This window comes from Pseudomonas poae (assembly GCF_001439785.1).
Lineage (GTDB): Bacteria > Pseudomonadota > Gammaproteobacteria > Pseudomonadales > Pseudomonadaceae > Aquipseudomonas > Aquipseudomonas poae.
This window is the reverse complement of record NZ_JYLI01000001.1, coordinates 89,125-110,158: the sequence shown is the minus strand read 5'-3', so window position 1 is coordinate 110,158 and position 21,034 is coordinate 89,125. Positions and strand designations below refer to the sequence as shown.

14 protein-coding genes are annotated in these 21,034 nt (G+C 60.7%); 4 read left to right on the top strand and 10 right to left on the bottom strand.

From position 1 onward, the window contains the following. Positions 1 to 15: 15 nt before the first annotated feature. The 3 genes from TU75_RS00415 to TU75_RS00405 are packed head-to-tail and all read right to left on the bottom strand — an operon-like array spanning position 16 to position 5,434. A complete protein-coding gene (locus TU75_RS00415; protein ID WP_060547892.1) occupies positions 16 to 1,062 on the bottom strand; it encodes a TauD/TfdA family dioxygenase in 1,047 nt (348 codons plus the stop codon). 17 nt (positions 1,063 to 1,079) lie between these two features. Then, entirely contained in the window at positions 1,080 to 4,451 is a 3,372-nt protein-coding gene (locus TU75_RS00410) for a condensation domain-containing protein (RefSeq protein WP_060547891.1), read from the bottom strand. An 8-nt stretch (positions 4,452 to 4,459) separates the two neighbouring features. Continuing rightward, positions 4,460 to 5,434 (bottom strand): TauD/TfdA family dioxygenase, encoded by a 975-nt coding sequence (locus TU75_RS00405; RefSeq protein WP_060547890.1) that lies wholly within the window; start codon positions 5,432 to 5,434, stop codon positions 4,460 to 4,462. A 254-nt stretch (positions 5,435 to 5,688) separates the two neighbouring features. Here TU75_RS00405 and TU75_RS00400 point away from each other — a divergent pair, with 254 nt between their 5' ends. Both TU75_RS00400 and TU75_RS00395 read left to right on the top strand, forming a co-directional pair. Beyond that, complete coding sequence (locus tag TU75_RS00400; protein WP_015372153.1) at positions 5,689 to 7,749, top strand: TonB-dependent receptor; 2,061 nt, start codon at positions 5,689 to 5,691, stop codon at positions 7,747 to 7,749. 87 nt (positions 7,750 to 7,836) lie between these two features. Then, a complete protein-coding gene (locus TU75_RS00395) occupies positions 7,837 to 9,240 on the top strand; it encodes a diaminobutyrate--2-oxoglutarate transaminase (RefSeq protein ID WP_082630252.1) in 1,404 nt (467 codons plus the stop codon). A gap of 3 nt (positions 9,241 to 9,243) precedes the next feature. Here TU75_RS00395 and TU75_RS00390 read toward each other — a convergent pair whose 3' ends face one another. The 5 genes from TU75_RS00390 to TU75_RS00370 form a co-directional block, all read right to left on the bottom strand. After that, the gene (locus TU75_RS00390) at positions 9,244 to 9,906 is read right to left on the bottom strand and encodes a fimbria/pilus periplasmic chaperone (protein ID WP_231981962.1); all 663 of its coding nucleotides are present in this window, start codon (positions 9,904 to 9,906) and stop codon (positions 9,244 to 9,246) included. Continuing rightward, the gene (locus TU75_RS00385; RefSeq protein WP_060547888.1) at positions 9,890 to 12,292 is read right to left on the bottom strand and encodes a fimbria/pilus outer membrane usher protein; all 2,403 of its coding nucleotides are present in this window, start codon (positions 12,290 to 12,292) and stop codon (positions 9,890 to 9,892) included. The genes TU75_RS00390 and TU75_RS00385 overlap by 17 nt, the downstream gene beginning before the upstream one ends. Before the next feature lie 52 nt (positions 12,293 to 12,344). Then, a complete protein-coding gene (locus TU75_RS00380) occupies positions 12,345 to 13,040 on the bottom strand; it encodes a DUF1120 domain-containing protein (RefSeq protein ID WP_169794336.1) in 696 nt (231 codons plus the stop codon). A 177-nt stretch (positions 13,041 to 13,217) separates the two neighbouring features. Next, positions 13,218 to 16,928, bottom strand: a complete 3,711-nt coding sequence (locus tag TU75_RS00375; protein WP_060547887.1) for an ATP-binding protein — start codon at positions 16,926 to 16,928, stop codon at positions 13,218 to 13,220. Next, complete coding sequence (locus TU75_RS00370) at positions 16,925 to 17,575, bottom strand: response regulator (RefSeq protein ID WP_060547886.1); 651 nt, start codon at positions 17,573 to 17,575, stop codon at positions 16,925 to 16,927. The genes TU75_RS00375 and TU75_RS00370 overlap by 4 nt, the downstream gene beginning before the upstream one ends. A 326-nt stretch (positions 17,576 to 17,901) precedes the next feature. On the opposite strand from TU75_RS00370, the gene TU75_RS00365 reads away from it, so the two are divergent. Beyond that, the gene (locus TU75_RS00365) at positions 17,902 to 18,150 is read left to right on the top strand and encodes a CsbD family protein (protein ID WP_003230634.1); all 249 of its coding nucleotides are present in this window, start codon (positions 17,902 to 17,904) and stop codon (positions 18,148 to 18,150) included. A 150-nt stretch (positions 18,151 to 18,300) separates the two neighbouring features. Here TU75_RS00365 and TU75_RS00360 read toward each other — a convergent pair whose 3' ends face one another. Both TU75_RS00360 and TU75_RS00355 read right to left on the bottom strand, forming a co-directional pair. After that, positions 18,301 to 18,525, bottom strand: coding sequence for a hypothetical protein (locus tag TU75_RS00360; protein WP_003230636.1), 225 nt, complete (start codon positions 18,523 to 18,525; stop codon positions 18,301 to 18,303). Positions 18,526 to 18,548: 23 nt separating this feature from the next. Beyond that, on the bottom strand, positions 18,549 to 19,721 hold the full coding sequence (locus TU75_RS00355) for a zinc-dependent alcohol dehydrogenase (RefSeq protein WP_003230639.1): 1,173 nt from the start codon (positions 19,719 to 19,721) through the stop codon (positions 18,549 to 18,551). Between the two features lie 326 nt (positions 19,722 to 20,047). Here TU75_RS00355 and TU75_RS00350 point away from each other — a divergent pair, with 326 nt between their 5' ends. After that, on the top strand, positions 20,048 to 20,974 hold the full coding sequence (locus TU75_RS00350; protein ID WP_060547885.1) for an NADP-dependent oxidoreductase: 927 nt from the start codon (positions 20,048 to 20,050) through the stop codon (positions 20,972 to 20,974). Positions 20,975 to 21,034 lie beyond the last annotated feature (60 nt).

Here is a 21,034-nt window from a genome sequence, read left to right as displayed (position 1 = left end):
TAGGGGGGAGAGCGCTCACACGGCGACGTCGCTGGACAGCAGGGCTTCGGCCATGCCGGTCATGATTGCGCGCTTGCCGGTAAAGGGTTCGCGGCCGTGGACCGCGAGCATGTTGTCGATAAACAGCACGTCGCCCTGTTGCCAGGTGAAGCGCACCAGCGAATCGAGGTAGGCGGCGCGCAGGGCGTCCAGCACCTGGGGCTCGATGGGGGTGCCATCGCCGTAAAAGGTATTGGTGGGCAGGTCGAGGTCGCTGAAGTTGCCTTGCAGCGAATCGCGGATGGCGGCCGGCAGGGTGCTGATGTGAAAGAACGTCGCGTGGTTGAACCAGACTTCTTCGCCGGTACGCGGATGGCGCACCACGGCCGGGCCGCGTTGGCGGGTGCGCAGGCGGTTGTTTGCCTTCCACTCGACCTCGATACCGACGCTGGCGCAGTAGGCTTCGACGTCGCTGCGTTCGCTGGACTGGAACACGCTCTGCCACGGCAGGCCGAAGCCGTCGCCGTAGTTGCGCACGTAGAGCACGCCTTTTTCGCGAAAGCGCGCCTGGATGTCGCTGCTGATACGTGACTTGACGCTGCGGGTGGAGCCAATCGGGGTTTCGCCGCCGGTCTCGGAAGGCAACTGGCAGTAGAAGAACAGCCGCAGCGGAAACCGTGGCGAGTAGGAATGCTCGCTGTGCGGGAAGATCATCTGGTCGGCCGGGTAGTCGGTCGAGGTGTAGATATTGCCGCCCACCCGGGTGCGCGGCGAGGCGCGGAACATGTATTCCAGGGCGCCGGGAGACAGCGCGGCGATGACCTGATCGAACTGCTCCACGGAGTTGACGCCAAAGCCACGAAACAGCAGGGCGCCGTGTTGCAGCAGTTTCTGTTCCAGGGCGTCGCGCTCACTGGCGGCCCACGCCGCGAGGTCGACACCCTCGACGGCCGGTTCGAGCACCAGCGGCAGGGCATGGTCGGCGCTGAGCAGGCGTTCGCTGACCAATTGCCTTGGGGCGACGTTCATCGCTTTGCGGCGTACGCCGCCGAGGGTGCGCGGCGTTGGGGGTAGGTCTGGCATACAGGCATCCACCTCTGTCAAAGGGTCAGTGAGCGTCGTTTGGCGTGCAACAACTGGCTGCGCCCGGCGCTGGCCTGGGTTTGCTGACTTTCGCGCTGGAAGGCCTGGTCCCAGGTGTCGAGCTGCGCACCCAGTGCGGGCAGCGACTCGCTCAGCCGTTCGCCGGCCTCGTCCAGCAGACGCGTCCACAGGTGTTGCAGGCGCAGGGCACGGGCCTGATCGAAGTGCTCGCCACGGTATTTCAGCGTGGCGTCGATGCCATGGCTGCCGTGCACCAGGTCCAGCACCAGGTGGAAATCCCCCGGTGCCTGGGCCACCTCCAGGCTGTGCAGTTGCGCGCCGGCAATCAGAGTCGGCGCTGAACGTGACGGTTGATAGTTGAGCTTGACCTGGAACAGTGGTGCATGGCCCGGGCGTCGTGCGGGGGCCAGCGCGGCGACCACCAGGTCGAATGGCAGGTCCTGATGGGCGTAGGCGTGTTGCGCCTGCTCACGCACCTGCTGGAAAAATTCGCCGAGGCTCGACTCGCCCTCGACCTCGCAGCGCAGGGTGAGTTGGTTGACGAAGAAGCCGATCACCTCGTTATGCGCCGCCAGTGGACGGCCGCTGACGTCGGTGCCGAGCAAAAAGCGCTGTTGACCACCCAACTGCTTGAGCACCAGTTGGTAGCAGGCCAGCAGCAGCATGAACAGGGTCATGCCCTGTTCACGGGCGAGGCCGGCCAGCGCATCGCAGCGCGATTGAGGCAGGCTGAAGTCCAGGCGGTGTTGCCCAGGCGCCGCGCCGTTGCCGCCCAATGCCAGGGTTTGCGGGACGTCGGCCAGGTGCTCGCGCCAGAAGTCCTGCTGCGCGGCGATGCGCTGAGGTGTCCAGTGCGCCGCTTCCCAGCGCGCAAAATCCAGATACTGCGGGGGGCGTTGAGGCGACGTGTCCGCAGCCAGTTCGGCCAGCAACAGTTGCGCGGAGCGACCGTCGAAGGCGATGTGATGCAGGGTCAGCAGCAGGTCGTGCCGCTCGCCCTGACTGATCAGATGCGCGCGCAGCAGCGGGCCGTGTTGCAGGTCGACGGGAGTGGCGTGTTCCCGGGCCAGGCAATCCTGCAGGTTGTTCTGCACGATCAATTGCACAGCGCTGGCAGGCACTACGCGCTGTTGCGGGCCGTCGACGCCGTCGTGGTAAACCGTGCGCAGCACGCTGTGACGGTCAACGAGCGCGTCGAGCCGCCGGGACAGGGCTTGAGTGTCCAGCGCGCCGTGCAATGTCAGGTGCAGCACGAGGTTGTGCTGGGTGTCCTGCGGGTTGAGCTGGTGCAGGAACCACAGACGGCGCTGGGCGAAGGATTGCTGGCTGTGACTGCGGTCGGCCTCGGGCGCGGGGTTGACGAACGGGGCAGGGGTGCCGAGGTAGATCAGCAGCGCCTGCGCCCAGTGCGCCAGGGTCTGTTCGCCGAACAGGCTTTGTGTGTCCAATTCCCAGCCAAGGTCGCGCTGCAGACGCGCGGCGAAATCGGCCAGGCCGATGGAGTCCAGGCCCAGGCCGATCAGGCTGAGTTCGCTATTCACGGTGAGGTAGGGGTTGAGTTCGAGCAGGGTCTGCGCCAGCCATTGATGGCAGGCGGCGAGGTCGGGCTGCTCGCGCAATTGCGTCACTTCAAGGCGCTCTGCGGGCGCGGCGGCTGTGGCGCCGCTCTGGGCAATGATGCTCAAGGTGCCGGCCGCCAACTGGGTGCGGGCGCCCTGGCGGGCAATCTTGCCGCTGGTGGTCATGGGGATGGTGCCGGCCTGCACCAGCACGATCTGATCGATGCCGCAGTCAGCCGCTTCGCGCACGGCGTTTTGCATCGATGCGAACAGTGCCGGGTGATGGATCGGGTCGACGAACTTGCGTTGCGGCTCGGCCACGATCACCAGTTTTTCGCGGCCCAGCACCGGGTCCATTTCCGAGAAGGCGGCAATGCGCCCGGTGCGGATGCCGGGCTCGCTGTCGGTGATCGCAAACTCGATATCGTGAGGATAGAGGTTGCGGCCGTTGAGAATCAGCAGGTCCTTGAGGCGCCCGCAGATCACCACCTGGCCCTGGTGCATGAAGCCCAGGTCGCCTGAGCGCAGGTAATGGCCGGGCTCGCCGACGATCTGCGCCTGGAAGGCGATGCGACTGGCCTCGGGGTTCTGCCAGTAGGCTTCGGCGTTGCTCGGGCCTTGCAGCCACACTTCGCCGATACGGTCGGCAGCGCAGCGCTCGAAGGTATCCGGATTGGCGATGGCGATGCTGTGATGGGCCTGGGGATAGCCACAGGCGACGAACTCCACCGCTGGCGCGCCACCGAGGGCCAGCGCCACGCGACCGGTTTCCAGCACCTGTTTGTCCAGGCGCAGCACCACCGGCAGCGCGTCGGCCGGGGTGGCGCTGACGCACAGGGTGGCTTCGGCCTGGCCGTAACCTGGACTGATGGCCAACGGGTTGAGGCCACAGGCGGCGAAGCGCTGGGCAAAGGCGTCAAGGGTGCCGGGGTGGATCGGCTCGGCGCCGTTGATTGCGTGTTGCCAGGCGCTGAGGTCGAGCTGGGCGATCAGGCTGTCGCTGACCACGCGGTTGCACAGGGCGTAGGCGAAGTTGGGCGCGAAACTGGCGGTGGCGCGGTAGCGACTCAGCGCCTGCAGCCAGGTGGAGGGCGCATTGACGAAGGTCTGCGACGCCATCAGGTAGCACGGCATGCCGCTGTAGAGGGGCGCCAGCACGCCGCCGATCAGGCCCATGTCGTGATACAGCGGCAGCCAGTTGACCATGGCGCCATGTTCATCGAAGCCGTAGGCCTGGCGCATCAGCTCGACGTTGGCGATCAGGTTGCGCTGGCGCACTTCTACGCCTTTGGGCGTGCCGGTGGAGCCCGAGGTGTATTGCAGGAATGCCACCGTGGCCGCGTCGATAGACGGACGCTGCCAGTGGCCGGCAGGCGGCGTACCGAGGTCGTGCACGGTCAATACGTCGACGCGGTTGTCCACCAGTTCGCGCAGGGCCTCGCAATGTTCGACGGGCGCGAGGATCAGCGCCGGCTGCGCATCGACCACCACGTTGCGCACGCGGTCCAGATGCCGTGGCTTGCGCGACGGTGGCGGGAACAAGGGCACGGCGATCAGGCCAGCGTACAGGCAAGCGCAGAACGTGCGCACGTAGTCGAGGCTGCTGGGCAGCATCAACAGCACGCGCTCGCCCGGCCTGTAGCGCGCTTGCAGGGCAGCGGCCAGGGAGCAGGACTCTTCGTGCAGCTGGGCAAAGGTGAGCGTTTCGCCGACTTCGACGCCGTCGGGCAGAAAATGCAACGCGGCACGTTGCGGGAAGTGCAGGGCGTTGGCCTCCAGCACGTCTATCCAATGATTGAATGCGAACATGGTGGGGTTCATGCCATGGCGACGATGACTTTGCGGTCACCGGTATAAGGATTGCGCCCGTGGGCGACCAGTCGGTTGTCGAGCATCAGGATGTCACCGGCCTGCCAGGGGAAGCTCACGGCGGTGTGGTCGTACACGGCGCGCACGCTGTCGAGCAGGGCGTCGGGAATGGCCGAGCCGTCGCCGAAGTACACATGACGCGGCAGGTTTTCTTCACCCACGGCCGCCAGCAGGCTGGCGCGCACGGCGGGCTCGATCGCCGAGACGTGAAACAGGTGCGCCTGGTTGAACCAGACCCACTCGCCGGTTTCCGGGTGCTGCAGCACGGCGGGGCAGCGCTGGCGGGTGCGCAGGTCACCGTCGGCTTTCCATTCCCACTCGATGCCATTGTCCTGGCAGTAGCGCTCGACCTGCGCACGGTCTTCGGTGTTGAACACTTTTTGCCAGGGCAGGTCAAGGGCGCCGCTGTAGTTGCGCACGTAGAGCAGCTCGCGGCTGGCGAACAGCTCGCGGATGTCGGCGGGCATGCGCTGGTAGATCAGGCGGCTGTCGCAGATCGGCGTTTCGCCGCCGGTTTCGCTGGCTTTGATGCAGTGGAACCAGATGCGCGAAGGCCAGGGCCGGGTGTAGGCCTGCTCGTTGTGCAAGGGGATGAACTGGTGCGCCGGGTATTCGGTGGAGCTGTAGACCCCGGCGAACACTTTGCTGCGCGGCGTCGAGCCGAACTCGTAGCCGGCCAGTGGCGCGCCGAAGCTGGCGGCAAAGCGCTTGAAGTCGATGGGGGTGGCGACCGAGAAGCCGCGAAACAGCACGCCGCCGACGGTGCGCAAGCTGGCGTCGAGGCTGTCGCGCACGGACTGCTCGAGCGCATGGATCGATTGGCCGGGCTTGGCCTGCACGCACCGGGGCAGGGCGGCGCCGGGTGTTTCATCCGTGATCGACATGAGCTTGAAACGTCCGTCCTGGTGTTCGATGGAGGTCATTGTCTTGCACATCCTGTTTATGCTTTTGGCTTTTCAGCAACGTGACAGCAGGCCTTGAAAACCGGGCAGAGGCCTTCACAAAACGTTTAACAAAATGTGTTTATCTCGGTACGAAGGGCATACTAGGTGTTAATGAGAGGGATTATCAATAGTATTCCTTTAATATTTTTTTTGGCTTAGACTCCGTTTCGCTGGGGAAAAACAGCGTTTGCCAACGTATAAAAATTCGAATATTTGCGGTAGGGGAGCGGGGCGTGAATTACAAAATCAACACACTGGCGTTGGCGGTAGCATCAGCCGTCTGCCTGATGAACACTGCATGGGCTGATGATCAGCCAGCGGCGCTGGAGATCGCTCCAGTCACCGTCACGGGCGAAAAGATGAACCGCTCGCTGGATAAGACCCAGTCGAGTGTGGCCGTGATCACGGAGCAGCAACTGCGTGACAAGGCCGATCACAACCTGATCGATGTGTTTGCCCGCACACCTGGCGTGTACAACCAGTCCGGCAACGAGAACTGGGGTATTCGTGGCGTGCCGGTGTCCGGTTTCGATGACCAGGGCCCGGCAACCCTCAACGGTGCGATTTCGGTGTATGTAGATGGCGCCCAGCAACCCAACCGCGCGCTGACGCTGAGCCCGGTTGGCCTGTGGGATACCGAACAGGTCGAAGTGCTCCTTGGCCCGCAGTCCACCACGCAAGGGCGCAACTCCCTGGCCGGTGCGGTGGTGATCACCACACGTAACCCCACGTTCGAACCCACCTTCTCCGCCCAGACCAACATCGGCAACTACGGTGAGCACGGCGTGGCCGTGGCCGGCGGTGGCTCGATCATCGACGACAAGGTCGCCGGCCGGATCGCCATCGATACTCAGGACGGCGACGGCTATATCCGCAACACCACCAATAACGACGACGCCAACCCACACCGCACCAGCAACTATCGCGGCAAGCTATTGATCACGCCGAACGACGACACCGATGTGCTGTTGACCTACGCGCACAACGAACACCGCCAGGGCGACAACTCGATCACCCGCATCGGCGACAAGGTGCAGTACTACAAGATCGCGTCCAACACCAAGGCCTACGACAACCTGAACCAGGACACCCTGAGCGCGAAGATCGACTGGCGCCTCAACGATGCCTGGACGCTGACCAACATGACCAGCTACACGCACTCGGGCTACACCGCGCGCAAGGACTTCGACCAGACCGCCACGGCCAACAACGTCATCCTGCGCGAGCAGAACGGCGACATGTTCAGCCAGGAGCTGCGTCTGGGTTATCAGTCCGACACGGTGCGCAGCTTCGCCGGGGTGTATTTCGGCCATACCACCAACAGCTTCCACGACCGCTTGCTGTTCAATAACGTGCAGCGCGGCGCCGCCAAGGGCGATGTTGATATCAACAACGCGGCGATGTTTGGTGAAGTGAACTGGGACTTTGCGCCTGACTGGACGCTGATCACCGGCCTGCGCTACGACTACGAGACCAACGATACCGATATCAAGCAGGACGACTTCTCCAGCCCGTCCAAGGCGAAAAAGACGTTTAACGCGTTCCTGCCGAAGGTCGGCGTTGACTATCAATTCATGCCAGACCAGTACGTCGGGTTCATGGTGCAGAAAGGCTATCGCGGCGGTGGTGTCAACGTGCGAGCCGGTGGCGGTCACGTTGCCTACGATCCGGAATACACCACCAACTACGAGCTGTCGTACCGCGGGTCGTTCCTCGAGAAGAGCCTGCGCGCACGCGCCAACCTGTACTACACCGACTGGAAAGACCAGCAGGTCAGCGTGCTCGACCCAACGGGTAATTTCTTCCTGGTCTACAACGCCGGTCGCAGCGACATAAAAGGCTTGGAAGTGTCCGTCGAAAAAGATTTTGGCGAGCAATTCACCCTGAACGTCGGCGGCGCGATCACCGATTCCAAGTACAAGGAATTCAACACCGGTGACGGTAACGATCGCAGCGGCCAGCCGTTCCTCTACTCGCCCAAATACAAGATGTCGGTGGGCGGCACCTACCGCTGGAACGAGCGCCTGACCCTCAACACCGACCTGACCTACCAGAGCACCGCACCGTCCGACTTCGAGTTCGACGCCAACGGCAATGTGAGCAAGGTGCGTCGCAGTGACAACTATGTCCTGACCAACTTCAGCACCGAATACAAGGTCACCAAGAACGTCGCGGTGTCCGGTTACCTGAAAAACGCGTTCGGCAAGGAATACGTCACCAGCAACCGCATCGGCGACATCATCGATGTGGGCGCCCCCCGCACGTTCGGCCTGGTGCTGCGTTACGACATGTAAATCGCCGGACGCCGGGGACCCAGGTTCCCGGCGTCTGGTTTTGCCTGGCGCACTCCGCTTTCAAACCCAGCCTACCTGGAGCACTTCATGAACGCCGTTTCGAATGCCACCACGGGCGGTGCAGCACAGCTACGCCTGTCGCACACCGGGTTGTCCCAGCCTTATTGCCTGGATCTGACGCCGATGCTCGAGCGCCAGCAACAGCAGGAGTCGAATGCGCGCAGCTACCCACGGCGTATTCCATTGGTACTCGAACGGGCCCACGGCATCTACGTACAGGACAGTCGCGGCCAGGTGTTTGTCGATTGTCTGGCCGGCGCCGGCACTCTGGCGCTGGGCCACAACCACCCGGTGATCATTGAAGCGATCACGCAATTGATGACCGCCGGCGTGCCAATGCACACCCTGGACCTGATGACACCGGTCAAGGATGCCTTCGTGCAGGAAATCTTCGGCTGCCTGCCGACGGATTTCGCCCGCAACGCGCGCATCCAGTTTTGCGGCCCCAGTGGGGCGGACGCGGTGGAAGCCGCGCTCAAACTGACCCGCACCGCCACTGGGCGTCATTCGGTGCTGGCGTTCGAGGGTGCCTACCACGGCATGACCCTGGGGACGCTGGCCATCAGCGGCAACCTGTCACCCAAAAATGCCCTCGGCGCCCTGATGCCGGGCGTGCAGCGCCTGCCGTTCCCCCATGATTACCGTTGCCCGTTCGGCGTCGCCGGCGAGCAAGGCGTCACCCTCAACCTGCGTTACCTGGAGCACCTGCTCAACGACCCCGAAAGCGGCGTGACGTTGCCGGGCGCGATGATTCTGGAACCGATCCAGGGGGAGGGCGGGGTGATCGCCGCGCCGGACCGCTGGTTACAGGAGCTGCGACGCCTGACTGCCGCCCACGGCATTCCCTTGATCGTCGACGAAATCCAGTGCGGCATCGGGCGCAGCGGCCGTATGTTCGGCTTCGAACAGTCGGGCATCACCCCGGACGTGATCACCTTGTCCAAGGCCATCGGTGGCGGCTTGCCGTTGTCGGTGATGGTCTACAACGATTCGCTGGACGTGTGGCAGCCCGGCGCCCATGCGGGCACATTCCGTGGCAACCAGCTGGCCATGGCGGCCGGCACCGCGACCTTGCGCTTTATTCGCGACAATCACCTGGTGGCCCACGCCGAGACCGTGGGCGCGCACCTGCGCAACCAGTTGCAGGCACTGCAGAGCGAATTCTCCTGGATCGGCGATGTGCGTGGACGCGGCCTGATGCTGGGCATGGAAATCGTCGATCCCCAGGGGGTCGTCGACATGCAAGGGCATCCGCCCGTCGATGCGGTACGCGCCAAGGCGTTCCAGCAGGCCTGCCTCAGGCACGGTTTGATCGTGGAGCTGGGCGGACGTCATGGCGCAACGGTGCGTTTTCTGCCGCCGCTGATCATCACTGAGCAGGAGATTGATTTTGTGGCGCAGATCCTGTTTGAGGCGGCGCGTTCAGTTTGATAATCAAGGCTTCGATGCCTGGTCGGATAACTGGATGACATGGGTTTGCAGCATGAAGTTGAAGCTGGACACGCTGTTGAAAGTCAACGAGGCGTTGGCGGCCAGCGGTGATGTCAGCGCCTGGCACAGCGTTTCGCCCGGTAACACGTAAGCCTTGTTGAAGGTAATGTCGGCCTTGGTCGGCGCGCTCGACATGGTCGGATCAAAACGAAATACCTTGCGCGACGGGTTGCTCATACAGAGTTTCCCCTGCGTTTGCTTGAAGCTGATTTGCTTCCAGGTGTCGACCTCGGACACGTTGGGATCCACGCCAATGATCACGGGCAGATCCTGGCCTATGACGAATTTCACCTTGCCTGCGGCTTGCTGCTGTGGGGGCAACCCTGAAAACAGCACCCGTGCGATGTGTTCCCTGTTGAGGGGTTTGTTGCTACGGAAGATCACGCGCACGGTCTGGTTTTTACCGGGCGCGACCACCACGGTTTGCGGCACGGTGTACAACACGCCACCGTCGAGGTCGTCATCCGGCAGTTTGCTCACTTTGCTGTAGAGCAGCACGGCTTCGTCACTGTTGTTTTTAAGGTCGATGGTGGCCTCTTTCTGTCCTTTTTGAATCAGCACCGCAGAGGCGCTGGGTTGCACCTGGGCGTCAGCCAGCAGGGGCATGGCTGACAGGCAGGCCAGCCAGAGGCATTTTTTGCCGAGAGCAGTCAAACGTTGTATCGATAATTTGTTCATTGGAGGTCTCCAGTTGAGTGGGAAGTTTGCACGTCAAGGTGCTGTCGGACGCATCGAACATCCCTGACGTTTGCAGTTTTTTAATATTGTCCTGTTTAACCAGCAGCACGTTCTGGTCGATAAAGTTGGCGATCAAGTTGCCGTCCTGGTCATAAAACACCGTGCGAGAACTGAGCGCTTCAGGCTTGTTTGTCCAGCGCATCAACACGTTCTTGTTAGTGGTGGGCTCGAAGTCGAAATAGGAAACCGCGCCACGGTCGCTGATAAAGTCCACCTGGTTGTTTTGGAAGTACACGTCATCGTCCAACCCCTTGGGATTGACTTTGACGAAGTCAGGCTTGTTATCGGAAATATTGGCCAGCACCACCTTGCCGTTGTAGTTCGTTCTGGCCGAGCTGCGCTGACTGCTGACCTTGACGAAGCCTTTCAGGTGAGTGTCGACAATGGCGTAGGTGTCTTTGAGTTGTTCGGGTGTAAACACCACGCCCTTGCGATTGGCGGCGATTGAACCCGACAGGCTCAGGCTCTTTGACGTTGCACTGCGGCGCTCGCTTTCGGACTTGGAAACCGTCAGGCCGGCATGGGTGTACGGTGTATTGAAGTCGTTGCTTATATAGTTTTCTGCGGTGGCGGTGCGTTGGACACTGCGTTGCACATGGCCTGCCGTGACGCTGTAATCGCTATTGACCCGGGTGGTCAGATAGTTGTCCAGGCGTTGGGTGTTACTGTAAGCGTTGTATTGCGACCGGTAAGAAACATGGCGGCCGCCCACGTCGAATGGAATCGACAGGCTGGCATTCAACGTCATTGTGTCGCGCTGGGTATTACCGGGCGCTTGCAGGATAGACCCGGCACTCAGCGTGAGTGAGGCTCTTTTGAAGTTAGTGGAATAGCCTGCCGACCAGGTCGAATAACTGGCGCGGCTGTAGAAGTCATTCCGATTGAGCATGATGCTGAACGCATTATTGTCGCCCACCACAAAACTGTGCGTGATGCCCCAGGTACTTTTTATATCGGCCTGGTAATCATAAAGAACCTGGCCGACATAGGAGAAATTGCGGCTGATTGCCTGGTACGTAAGGTCGGTGCCGCCGTAACTGAGCGTGGCGTTAAAGTTGACACCCAATTTATTGCGCTCATTTCTCGATAACAGGCCATACGTGGTCATCTGCAGGCCGCCTTTAGTGAGGGTGTTGCTGACGGAGACGCCCTGATAACGCTGTTGGGCGACGACCGCGACAGTGGGGTTCACGGCATCGCTGTAGCGTTTTGAGTAACCCGCGCCTGCTGTCACGGCGGGCGTATCGGTGTTGGAGCGCCCGGCAAATGCGTAGAGCCCACTGCTTTGCGTGGTAGCGCGGCTGATGCGGGCACGGGAAATCTGGCGGGTATCGATGACTTGGCCATCGCGTTTGATCACCACCACCACATCCGACGTAAGTGACGTCACCGGTATGGCGGCAAGGTTGTTGTGGCCACGGTTGACGTTCAAGGTGTAGACCAACTGGTCTCGCTGGTAGAACTCAATCACCGCCGGCGCATCGCTGTCGTAGGTGAAGGCAACGCTGCCAATGCCTGAGGGCGAGTCCTTGGTGTTGTAGACCACGCCATCCACGTAGCCCACGCCGAAGCCGCCATCGGGCGAGTTCAGGCGGCCGGCTTTGACGCGGCCAATGTCGAAATCGCGATCCAGATAAAGCGACTGGACGTTGTTCTTGCTGTAGCGCTGGGTTCTGGACGTAAAGCTGCTGAACGTGCCGTTGGCGCGCAGTAACGCGTTGTTTGCATTGGCGCCCAGTTGATAGGTTGCGCTCAGTGAGTCGTTACTCGAACCGCCGGAGTCAAACGACGAATAGTAGGTGTTGTAATTGACGAAGGCGCCGGTTCCACCCTTTTGCCGTTGAATGAAGTCAGGGTTTTCCAGCAGCGCGCGCGGTACCGTGAGCTTCAGGCTGCGGTCGCTTCGGCTGAAGGTGGGGTTGATTCGATCAGTCAGCAGCACGTAGGTTGCAGCGCCGTTTTGAATGCGCTTACCCCAGGCGTCTTTTTTCAGACCGAACTGTTCAAGGTCATGGGCCGTATAGCCCGCTTGTCCTCCGGGCGCGCGATAAACCACAGTCTTGGCAATGAAGCGATCATTGACGTAGAGATGCACCGCGTTATCGCCAGCATACAGTTCTGTGTCGTGAAGGGCGTCCTCAACTTGCTGGTCACTGATGCCACTGATGCCGAGCAACTTGTTGTCAAATTTGAGTTGTGCGTGAGCGTTCATCGAGATGAAAAATATCAGCAGTAAGGAGTGGACAAGTTTCATGGCAATAAAAATGTCCCGCCGTCAGGCAGGACATTTGCGAACCCACACTAAATTAGTAGTAACGAACGTTGACTTGTGCCGTGCCGTTCCATGGAACTTGCGTGGTCGCGGTGATTTGGCTGGCCTTGTTTATTTGCGGTTCAACCTCGAAGTTCCAGGTGAACGAAGTGCCGCTGGCAGGGTTGTTACTGGCGTCCAGAGGACTCCATTCTTCTGCGGTGTAATAAGCCCAATTGGACATCAACGCCCGGCTGCTGGGCGTAGACATATGGTTGGCCGCGTCGCGGTTATAACCAAAGTTGGTGGTGTTGGTGACGCCGTCGACGGTGGTGCTGACCGGCTTCAGCACAAAGTTGCCGATCTTGTTCTTGGTCACCGGATCGATGCCGATACCGAAGATACGGCCCGAATCGCCATGGTCGGTGCGCCCGGCGCTATTCTTGCCGACCAAAGCGCTGGAAGGGTCCGCATCGACAATCCACATGGCGGTTTTCGTGGTTGTGCCTTCCGGGCAGTTAATAACGATCGTGGCTGGCTTTGCGGTGAGTGTGGTGAAGTCGGTTTTGTTCAGTGAGTCCCAAGGGATCTCGCCCCAGTCCAGATCATTGCCAGTTGGAATATTTACCGTACACGCGCTCGGTGTAATAACACCTTTAACGTTAATGTCGCTGGCGGCGTGGGCGATAAAGGGCGCGAGGGTGGCGAAGCCGGCAATGGATAACGTGGCACCCAGTTTGAAAAGTTTCACGGTCATACTCCTATGAATAATTAAAAGACGCTCGAAAGGGCAATGTCGATGGTGAAGTCGACCCTCTTTCAAGCGCGGCGAAATTATAGGAGTGTCAAACGTGGTGTTTGCCTGGAATATTCCAGTTCTGCTGTTAGCGAGGACAGTTCAAGCAAGACGTGGATTATGTGCGAGCTGTCAGATGCCGGCGTCGCGAAGTTGGTCAACGAAGTCGCGTATCGCTGTGTGTACGATTGAATGACGCTGCGCCTCACGGTGCAAATGCTGCGCCTGACGGGACAGTTCGGTCAGTTCGACCAGTTGCAACGCTCCGGCGAGTTTGTGCAGCAAATGGCCGAGGGTTTCGGCATCGTCACTGATCAGTGCGGCCTCTATGGCCAGCAGGTCCTTGCGACTCTCTGCGCAAAAACTGTCCCACATCACGGCCTTCAGATCGCCCATGCTGGTGACTGCCGAGTCTTCAGGCGGCGCGCACAGGTAACGCTCGAACAGGGTAATCAACGCACTGAGGACGATGGGCTTGAGGATGAGTTCATCCATGCCGGCCGCTCGGGCGCGCTGCTGCTCCTGCGGGTGAATGCTCGCCGTCATGCCTATGATGGGGATCGTCGCGGCGTCGAGCGCTGAGTCGCGTACCTGGCGCGTCATGGCGTAGCCGTCCAGTTCTGGCATATAGCAGTCGGTGAGGATCAGCGTGTACTGCTGCGTTTGCAGGCGTTCGAGTGCCTGCAGACCGTTTTCCACCAGGTCGAAGGCGCAGTGCAGATGCTCCATCTGCCTTTTGAGCAGCAATCGATTGGTGGGGTGATCTTCCACGATGAGCACCTTGTGCCCCTTGGGGTAGCTGGAACGGGGCAACGGAATCCGGCGGCAGCTGTTGCGCCCCAGCAGCAGTTGCTCAAGGGCTGCCTGCAAGCCGCCCCAGGTCAGCGGGTTCACGCTCAGGCGGGTGGCCGGTGGGCCGACGGCATAGCCGGCAGGCAGGGCCTCGGTGGTGATCAGCAGCGTCCCGGGCTTGCCGGCAGATGCCTCATCGGCGGTGATCAGCAGGTCCTGCTGATCCGACGTGAAGTGAAGCCCCAGCGCCAGCAGGTGCTCTGCCAGGGCTTCCCGGTAGGGCGCGAGATCGGACGCGAGCTTCACCGAGTGCGCGGTGAACGGTTTTTCAAGCGCGGCGACCACGGGCAGGCTCAGGGTGAAGGTGATGCGCGTGCCTTCATTGAGGCGGCTGTGCAGGTACAGCTCACCGCCCATCAGTTGCACGAGTCGACGCGAGATCATCAGGCCCAGGCCCGAGCCCCCGTAGCGCCGGGTGATGGAGCTGTCGGCCTGCATGAAGGGTTGAAACAGACGCTCCTGCTGCTCCTGGCTGATGCCGATGCCGGTGTCCGCGACCAGAAACTCCAGGTGCTGCTCGCCATCATCGTGCTGGACGCTCAGTTCCAGGCGCACATGCCCGCTTTGGGTGAACTTGGTGGCGTTGCTGAGCAGGTTGAGCAGCACTTGGCGCAGGCGGCTGCCGTCGACTTCCAGCAACCCGGCAATGCGATGATCAATCAGACTGTGCAGCTCAAGGTCTTTGCTGTGTGCCTGATGACCGATCAGGCGCAGCACGCCGTCGAGCAGTTGACGCAGATCGGTGGGCTCGGGCGCGACAACGAGCATGCCGGAGTCGATGCGTGAAAAATCCAGGGTGTCGTCAAGTACCTGCAGGAGCGAGCGGGTCGATTCATTGACCATCGCCAGCATTTCCTGCGCGTCCGTGGGCAGGTGCAGGTCGCTCATCAGTTCGAGCAAACCGAGAATGCCATTCATGGGGGTGCGAATTTCATGGCTCATGGTGGCCAGAAACGCCGCCTTGGCCTCGGCCGCCTGTTCAGCCAGCTGTTCGGCGGCGCGAATGCTGGTGACGTCGATGAACGTGGTGAGCACGCCCTGAGGTTCGTCGCCGTCCAGGCGATAGGGGGTAACGATGTACAGCCAATGCTGATCGCTGCCATCCTCGCCCATCAGAATATGCTCGCCTTGTTGGCGTTCATCGTCACGCAGCGCCCGTTCGACCATCTTGGAGATGCGCTGGCGCACCTGCGCGGGGTAGTAGCTGATTTCGTCGACGCAGCGCCCCAGTATCTGGGCCGCTTCAACGTTGAAGGTTCGCTCATAGGCTTTATTGAGCATCAGGTAACGGCGATGACGGTCCTTGATGGCGACCGGGTACGGATACGATTCAAGCAGTTCGCGGCTGAAGCGCAATTGCGCTGACAAGCGCTGTTGCGCTTCCCTGAGGGCGCGCTGGCGGGCTTTGAGGGACAGGTGCGCATAGAGCAATACGCCAATGATCAGCAGCGCGGCGGACCCTATGCTGCCGACGATGCGCCACAGGCGTTGCGGCGAGACGCCGACTTCATAGGTATTGCGCAGCCACTGCTGGGCAAACAGGTCGCGCTGTTCTATCGGAATGCTCTGGATGAGCTGATCCAGCAGGGCCACCAATTGAGCGTGACGTTCGGTCACCGCGATGGACAGCTCCAGCGGCAGATCGGTCGCCGCGGCAATCTTGAGGCTGTCCGACCAGCCTTTCTCCAGCAAGCGGTCGACTGTTATCAGGTTACCCACGTAGCCATCGGCCTTGCCGGTGCGCACCAGCTCAAAGCCATCAGCCGGGTCGGTCACCAGCAGCAGCTTGCTGTCGGGCACCCGTTGCTGGAGGCGTTGCGCGAACTTCGGTGTGTCCGGCACGACCAGGGTCGCGCCGTTGAGTTCTTCGATGGCGGTTTTGGCGGGTTCTCCGAGGCGTGTCACCAACACGTTCGGAATCCTCACGAAGGGCTGTGTGTAGCGCCAGCCGGGCAGGTGTTCGGTGGACGGGTCCACCGGAATACGCAGGTCAGCCTCGTCGGACGACGCCACCGTGCCGCTTCGCGCGGGGATCTCAACCACTTTGAGCCGCAGCGCATTCACCAGGTATTTCAGGTAGCTGTAGCTCAGCCCATTGGGGCGACCGTGTTCGTCGAGGAACGACATGGGACGGAAAGTGGTTTCATAACTCAAGCGCAGCATCGGCAAGTCATCCACCCATCGGCGCTGCGCGGAAGTCAGGTGGGAGGAGGGCTGCATGCGTTGCTTGAGCGAGTGCTTGTCCAGCCAGCGCAACTGCAGGTCGTTAAGGAAGTCCGACGGCGTGCGGGCCATCTCTGCGGCAAGGGCGTGGCGCAGGTCGGCCCGAAGCGTACTGATGCCGAAGTGCAGACCTGCATTGTCGTACAGGTCCTGCTGCCGAACCTCAAGGGACTTGTAGCGACCGCTGCTGAACAGTGCTTCGAGCTGGTAAGGCTCGCCCAGATAGGCGTCACCTTCGCCCTTCTGCAAGGCGTTCAGGGCTGACTGGGTGTCTGCGTAGATGTGCAGCTGCGCGGGCGGCAGGCGTTGGCTCAGCCATTGGGCAGTCGTATAGCCTTGCTCGGCGACGAATGAGTGTGACGTCAATTCGGCAGACGTAATCGCTGCGCTGCCGTGCCGAACAACCAATACCAGCGGGGAGAGCAGATATGGGCTGGAAAAGTTCATGCAGCGCTGACGCGTGGCGTTGGTCTGCAAGTCCGGCACGATGTCGATGTGCCCTTCGCACAGGGCTGTGGTGGCTTGTTCGAAGGTAGCGAACTGGCGAAACTCCAGCTTCAAATTCAACTGGTCTGCCAGGTAGCGCAAGTAGTCGATACTGAATCCGGCCGGGCTGTCGCCCACCCAGAAGCCCAGGGGAGGGGTGGTCTGTACGGGCAGACCGACCACCACAGTGTTGCCCAAAGCCACGTTTGTTTCTGTTGATGCCACGCACAGGCTCGACACCAGCAGTGTCAGCCATAACAGCCTGCGCAGGGCGTTGATCACCCCGTGTGCTCGACGGTGGATTTGGCCAGTGAGGCGTAATACTGATACAGCTGCGCGTCGGACTGTATGCCCAGTTTGCGCTTGGCCGAGTTCTTGCCCCAGCTCACCGTCTTGATGCTGCGATGCAGGATTTCTGCGATGTCCTCGGGTGACTTGCCCGACGCCAGCAGTCTTACGATCTCCAGCTCCCTGGGGCTCAGCTGGGCTTCTTTTGCTGTGCTGCGGGGCGATTCAGCCAGCGCTTTTTTCAATGAATCATTCAAGTAGATGCCCCGGCGCAGCACGGTGCGCACCGCCTTGGGCAGACAGAGAATGTCGCTGTTTTTTTGAATGATGCCACGGACCTTCGCCTCCAGAATCAACCGCAGAATGCCGAGGTTCTCTTCACCGGTCAGTACCAGCACGGGCAGGTTCGGGTAGCGTCTGTTGAGCACACCCAGCATGTGCAGGCCGTCCATGTCCGCGCCGGGCATCGAATAGTCCACGATGAGCACGTCGCACTCGTGGCTTTCCAGCGCGCTGAAGAGTTCCGGGACGCTGGTGGCGGTCGCCTGGATATTGGCGAAGCTGCTGTCATTCAGCAGTACGACCTGGCAACCGTGCAGGATGGCAGGGTGATCGTCGGCGATGATGATACGAGGAATCATGAACGCTGCTCCTGGGGAACTGAACAAATTGGCCCGTCACTGTGCCCGATTTCTCAGCACGCAAAAGTGTAGCGTGAGTACCGTGCTGCGCGCCTGTTTAGTTGAAACGGAAGAAACGTGAACGATACAGGCATGCAGGTTTGAAGAGACTGGAAAATTCCAGTTCCCTGGGGTGTGGCTGAATCAGCCCGGTCTTTGCCATCGGAGCGCTCGGTGCGGCACTTCAACTTGAACTAATCACTGCTCCATTCGCCCTAACGCTGTGCAGCTATCCGCCAGCCCGGATTAAACCCGGGTTGCCCACTACACGCGAAGGTTTTGTGATTATGAAAAGTGAACAGGTAGAAGGTGTTGTAGAAAAAGTCGCTGGCAAGGCTCAGAGCGCTGCCGGCAAGCTGTTTGGCGACTCGAAGCTGCAAGCTGAAGGTGCCGGGCGTCAGGCGGCGGGTCAGCTGACCCAGACCTACGGTGATGCACTTGACAGCGTTTCCACGTTCGTTAAAGAGAAGCCGGTTGCCGCTCTGGCAATTGGTGCGGTCGCGCTGCTGGTGCTGGACCGTCTGCTGCGCCGCTGAACCGGGGTGAGCAATAAACGCCACAGCCGCAGCGCTCGTCGAGCGCACTGACGCCAGCCCCGTTTAACACACGGGGCTGGCTGTTTTTTGTGGTCGCGGGTTTGCAAGCGCTTCGCAGCCTCGGAGAACCTGGGCTGCGGCCGCGCCTCTTCAGGGTTGCTGGTAGTGCCCGGGAATGTTGTTACCTTGCTCGTGTCGCGTTCTTTTCTGCACCTGAACGTCACTCAAACGGGCGTCCTTGAGTTCGCTGAACGTTTGTTTGAGCAGGGCTTCTGCCTGCCGGGAATCAAGGTGTTCAGCGTCGTGTTCAAGCGTTCGGCTTTGCGGCTGGTTGTCGAGGATGAAACTGACAAGGTAATGCGGCTTATCGAACATGATGGCTGTCCTTTAGGGTGTGCTCAACCAAGGCCGGTTGTGCCAGGTTGGTTGGCGGCCGTTTCCAGCTTGACTTTGATCCAGCCCGGGAAGTGCTGATCAAACTTCTGAAAAGCGCTGATGGCGTCCCCCATGGGTTCATGCTGTGTCAGCACTTTGGAGGGATCCACCCGACCTGCCAGCGTCATCTCAATGAGCTTGGGGATGTACTTGCGGTGATGGCAGTTCCCCATGTTCATGCGCAGGTTTTTATTCATCGCTGCGCCGATGGGAAAACGGTCGAATCCTGCCGGATAGACACCAATTATCGACAGCGTGCCCGCCTTGGCCAAACCTTGCACGGCCCATTCCAAGGCTTGTGAGGGCTTATCGCCCGGTTGCCATTGCGCGCCGTCGCAGGCCTGGCCGTGGTGAGCGTGGTTGGCGTCGACGCCTACGGCATCAATCGCGCGGTCCACGCCAATATCATGGGTGAGGCGATGCAGCGCCTCAACGGGGTTTTCCTTCTCGAAATTGATGCATTCAGCGCCAAGGTCCCGCGCGCGTTCCAACCTGTCGTCCAGGCCATCGACGGCAAAGATGCGTCCGGCGCCCAGCAGCTTCGCGCTGATGATCGCGAACAGACCTACCGGCCCACAGCCAAACACCGCAACGGTGTCACCGTCCTTTATTTCCGCCATTTTGGCGCCGAACCAGGCGGTGGGAAAAATATCCGACATTGCAATCGCCTGGTCGTCAGTAATGGCGTCGGGCAGTTTGATCAAGCCGATATTCGCGAAGGGGATTCGGGCCTTTTCCGCTTGCAGCCCATTGAACGGGCCTGTGGCCTTGGGGCCACCAAAAAAGGATGTGCCAGCAGTCTTGCCGTTGGGGTTGGCAACGTCACACTGCGCAAAATAACCGGCGCGGCAGTAAGCGCAATTGCCGCACGCGATAGTCGACGGCACCAGTACACGGTCGCCGATCCTCAGGTTGCGCACATCATCACCCAATGCCTCCACGATACCGACGGCTTCATGGCCCAGAATCGTGCCGGGTTGCATATCCGGCGCACTGCCACGAATGAAGTGAAGGTCGGTGCCGCAGATAGCCGAGGCCGTTATGCGGATGATCGCGTCGTTGGGAGCTTGCAGCGTGGGCTCGGCAACGTCATCCAGCCGGATGTCGCCGACACCGTGGAACACAATAGCTTTCATGTTGCACCTCGCGTGGTCAGGGGAGGGATGAGTCAAGCCGCCTGGAAGTGAACACACCCACTCGCGTTTTGCAGCAGGCTGCACGTTCGAACATCGATGCAGCAGACATCTATTGCGATAACGACGCTTTCGAAAATGTTTTGCGAAATCCTGAAACGTTCGATGAACGGTCGATGGCGAACGGAAGATGCCGTCTGTCTGTGGCGCTCAATATCCAGTGAACCCGCGAACGTTGACGGTCCTCCACACACTTGAGTGTTCTGAGATGAGCGCCCTGAAAAGGGGGGCTCTGAAATAGTGTTGAAAAGACAAACGAGGTGCCTGGCATGAAAGCGATCAGGATCAAGCAGTTCGGTGGCCCGCAGGTCATGCAGTTGACGCAGGTGCAAGTGCCGGAGCCCAAGCCGGGCGAGGTGCTGGTGAAGAATTTTTTCGTCGGCATCAATCCGGTGGATTACAAGATTCGCGAGGGCCAATACCCGCAAGTGACAACCGATGAATTGCCGCTGACGTTGGGCAGGGAAGTTGCCGGGCTGATCGAAGAGGTCGGTCAAGGCGTGAGTGATTTCAAGAAAGGCGACCGGGTGTTTGCGATGTTGGGCGCTGATGGCGCCTACGCCGAGTATTCCTGCGTGCCGGTTGAGCATCTGGCACGCATACCTGCGGGCCTCGATTGGCCTCACGCAGCGGGTGTGCCACTGGCCGGGCACACGGCCTGGCAGGCGTTGGTGGAGCATGGTCGGATCGAACACGGGCAAAAGGTGCTGATCCACGGAGGCACGGGGGGTGTTGGTCACTTCGCTGTGCAATTTGCCAAGGTCAAGGGCGCCGAGGTCTATGCGACGGCGTCAACAGAGAGCTTGCCGTTCTTGAACGAGCTGGGCGTGGACCGGGCGATCGATTACAAAACCGAGCGATTCGAGGCGATCTGCAAGGACTTTGATCTGGTGATCGACTTGATCGGCGGTGACACCCAGGCGCGTTCCTGGCAGGTACTGGGGGAGGGTGGCCGGCTGGTGTCCACCCTGACGATGCCGGACGCTCACCATCCGCAGGCGGCAGGCAAGACCGGGACACGATTCACCGCCGCCCCCCGAGGGGACGAACTGGCCGAGATCGCAGGTTTGATCGAGGCGGGCAATGTGCAGGTCTTTATCGCCAAGGTATTTGAGCTGAACGAGGCCGAGCAGGCGCTGGATTTTCTGGCCGGGGAACATGTGCACGGTAAAGTGGTGTTGCGCGTCAGCGAATGAGGACGCGAGGCTCGACATAAAGCCCATGGACGATTGCGCCGCCGCCTGGTCGGCGCAATC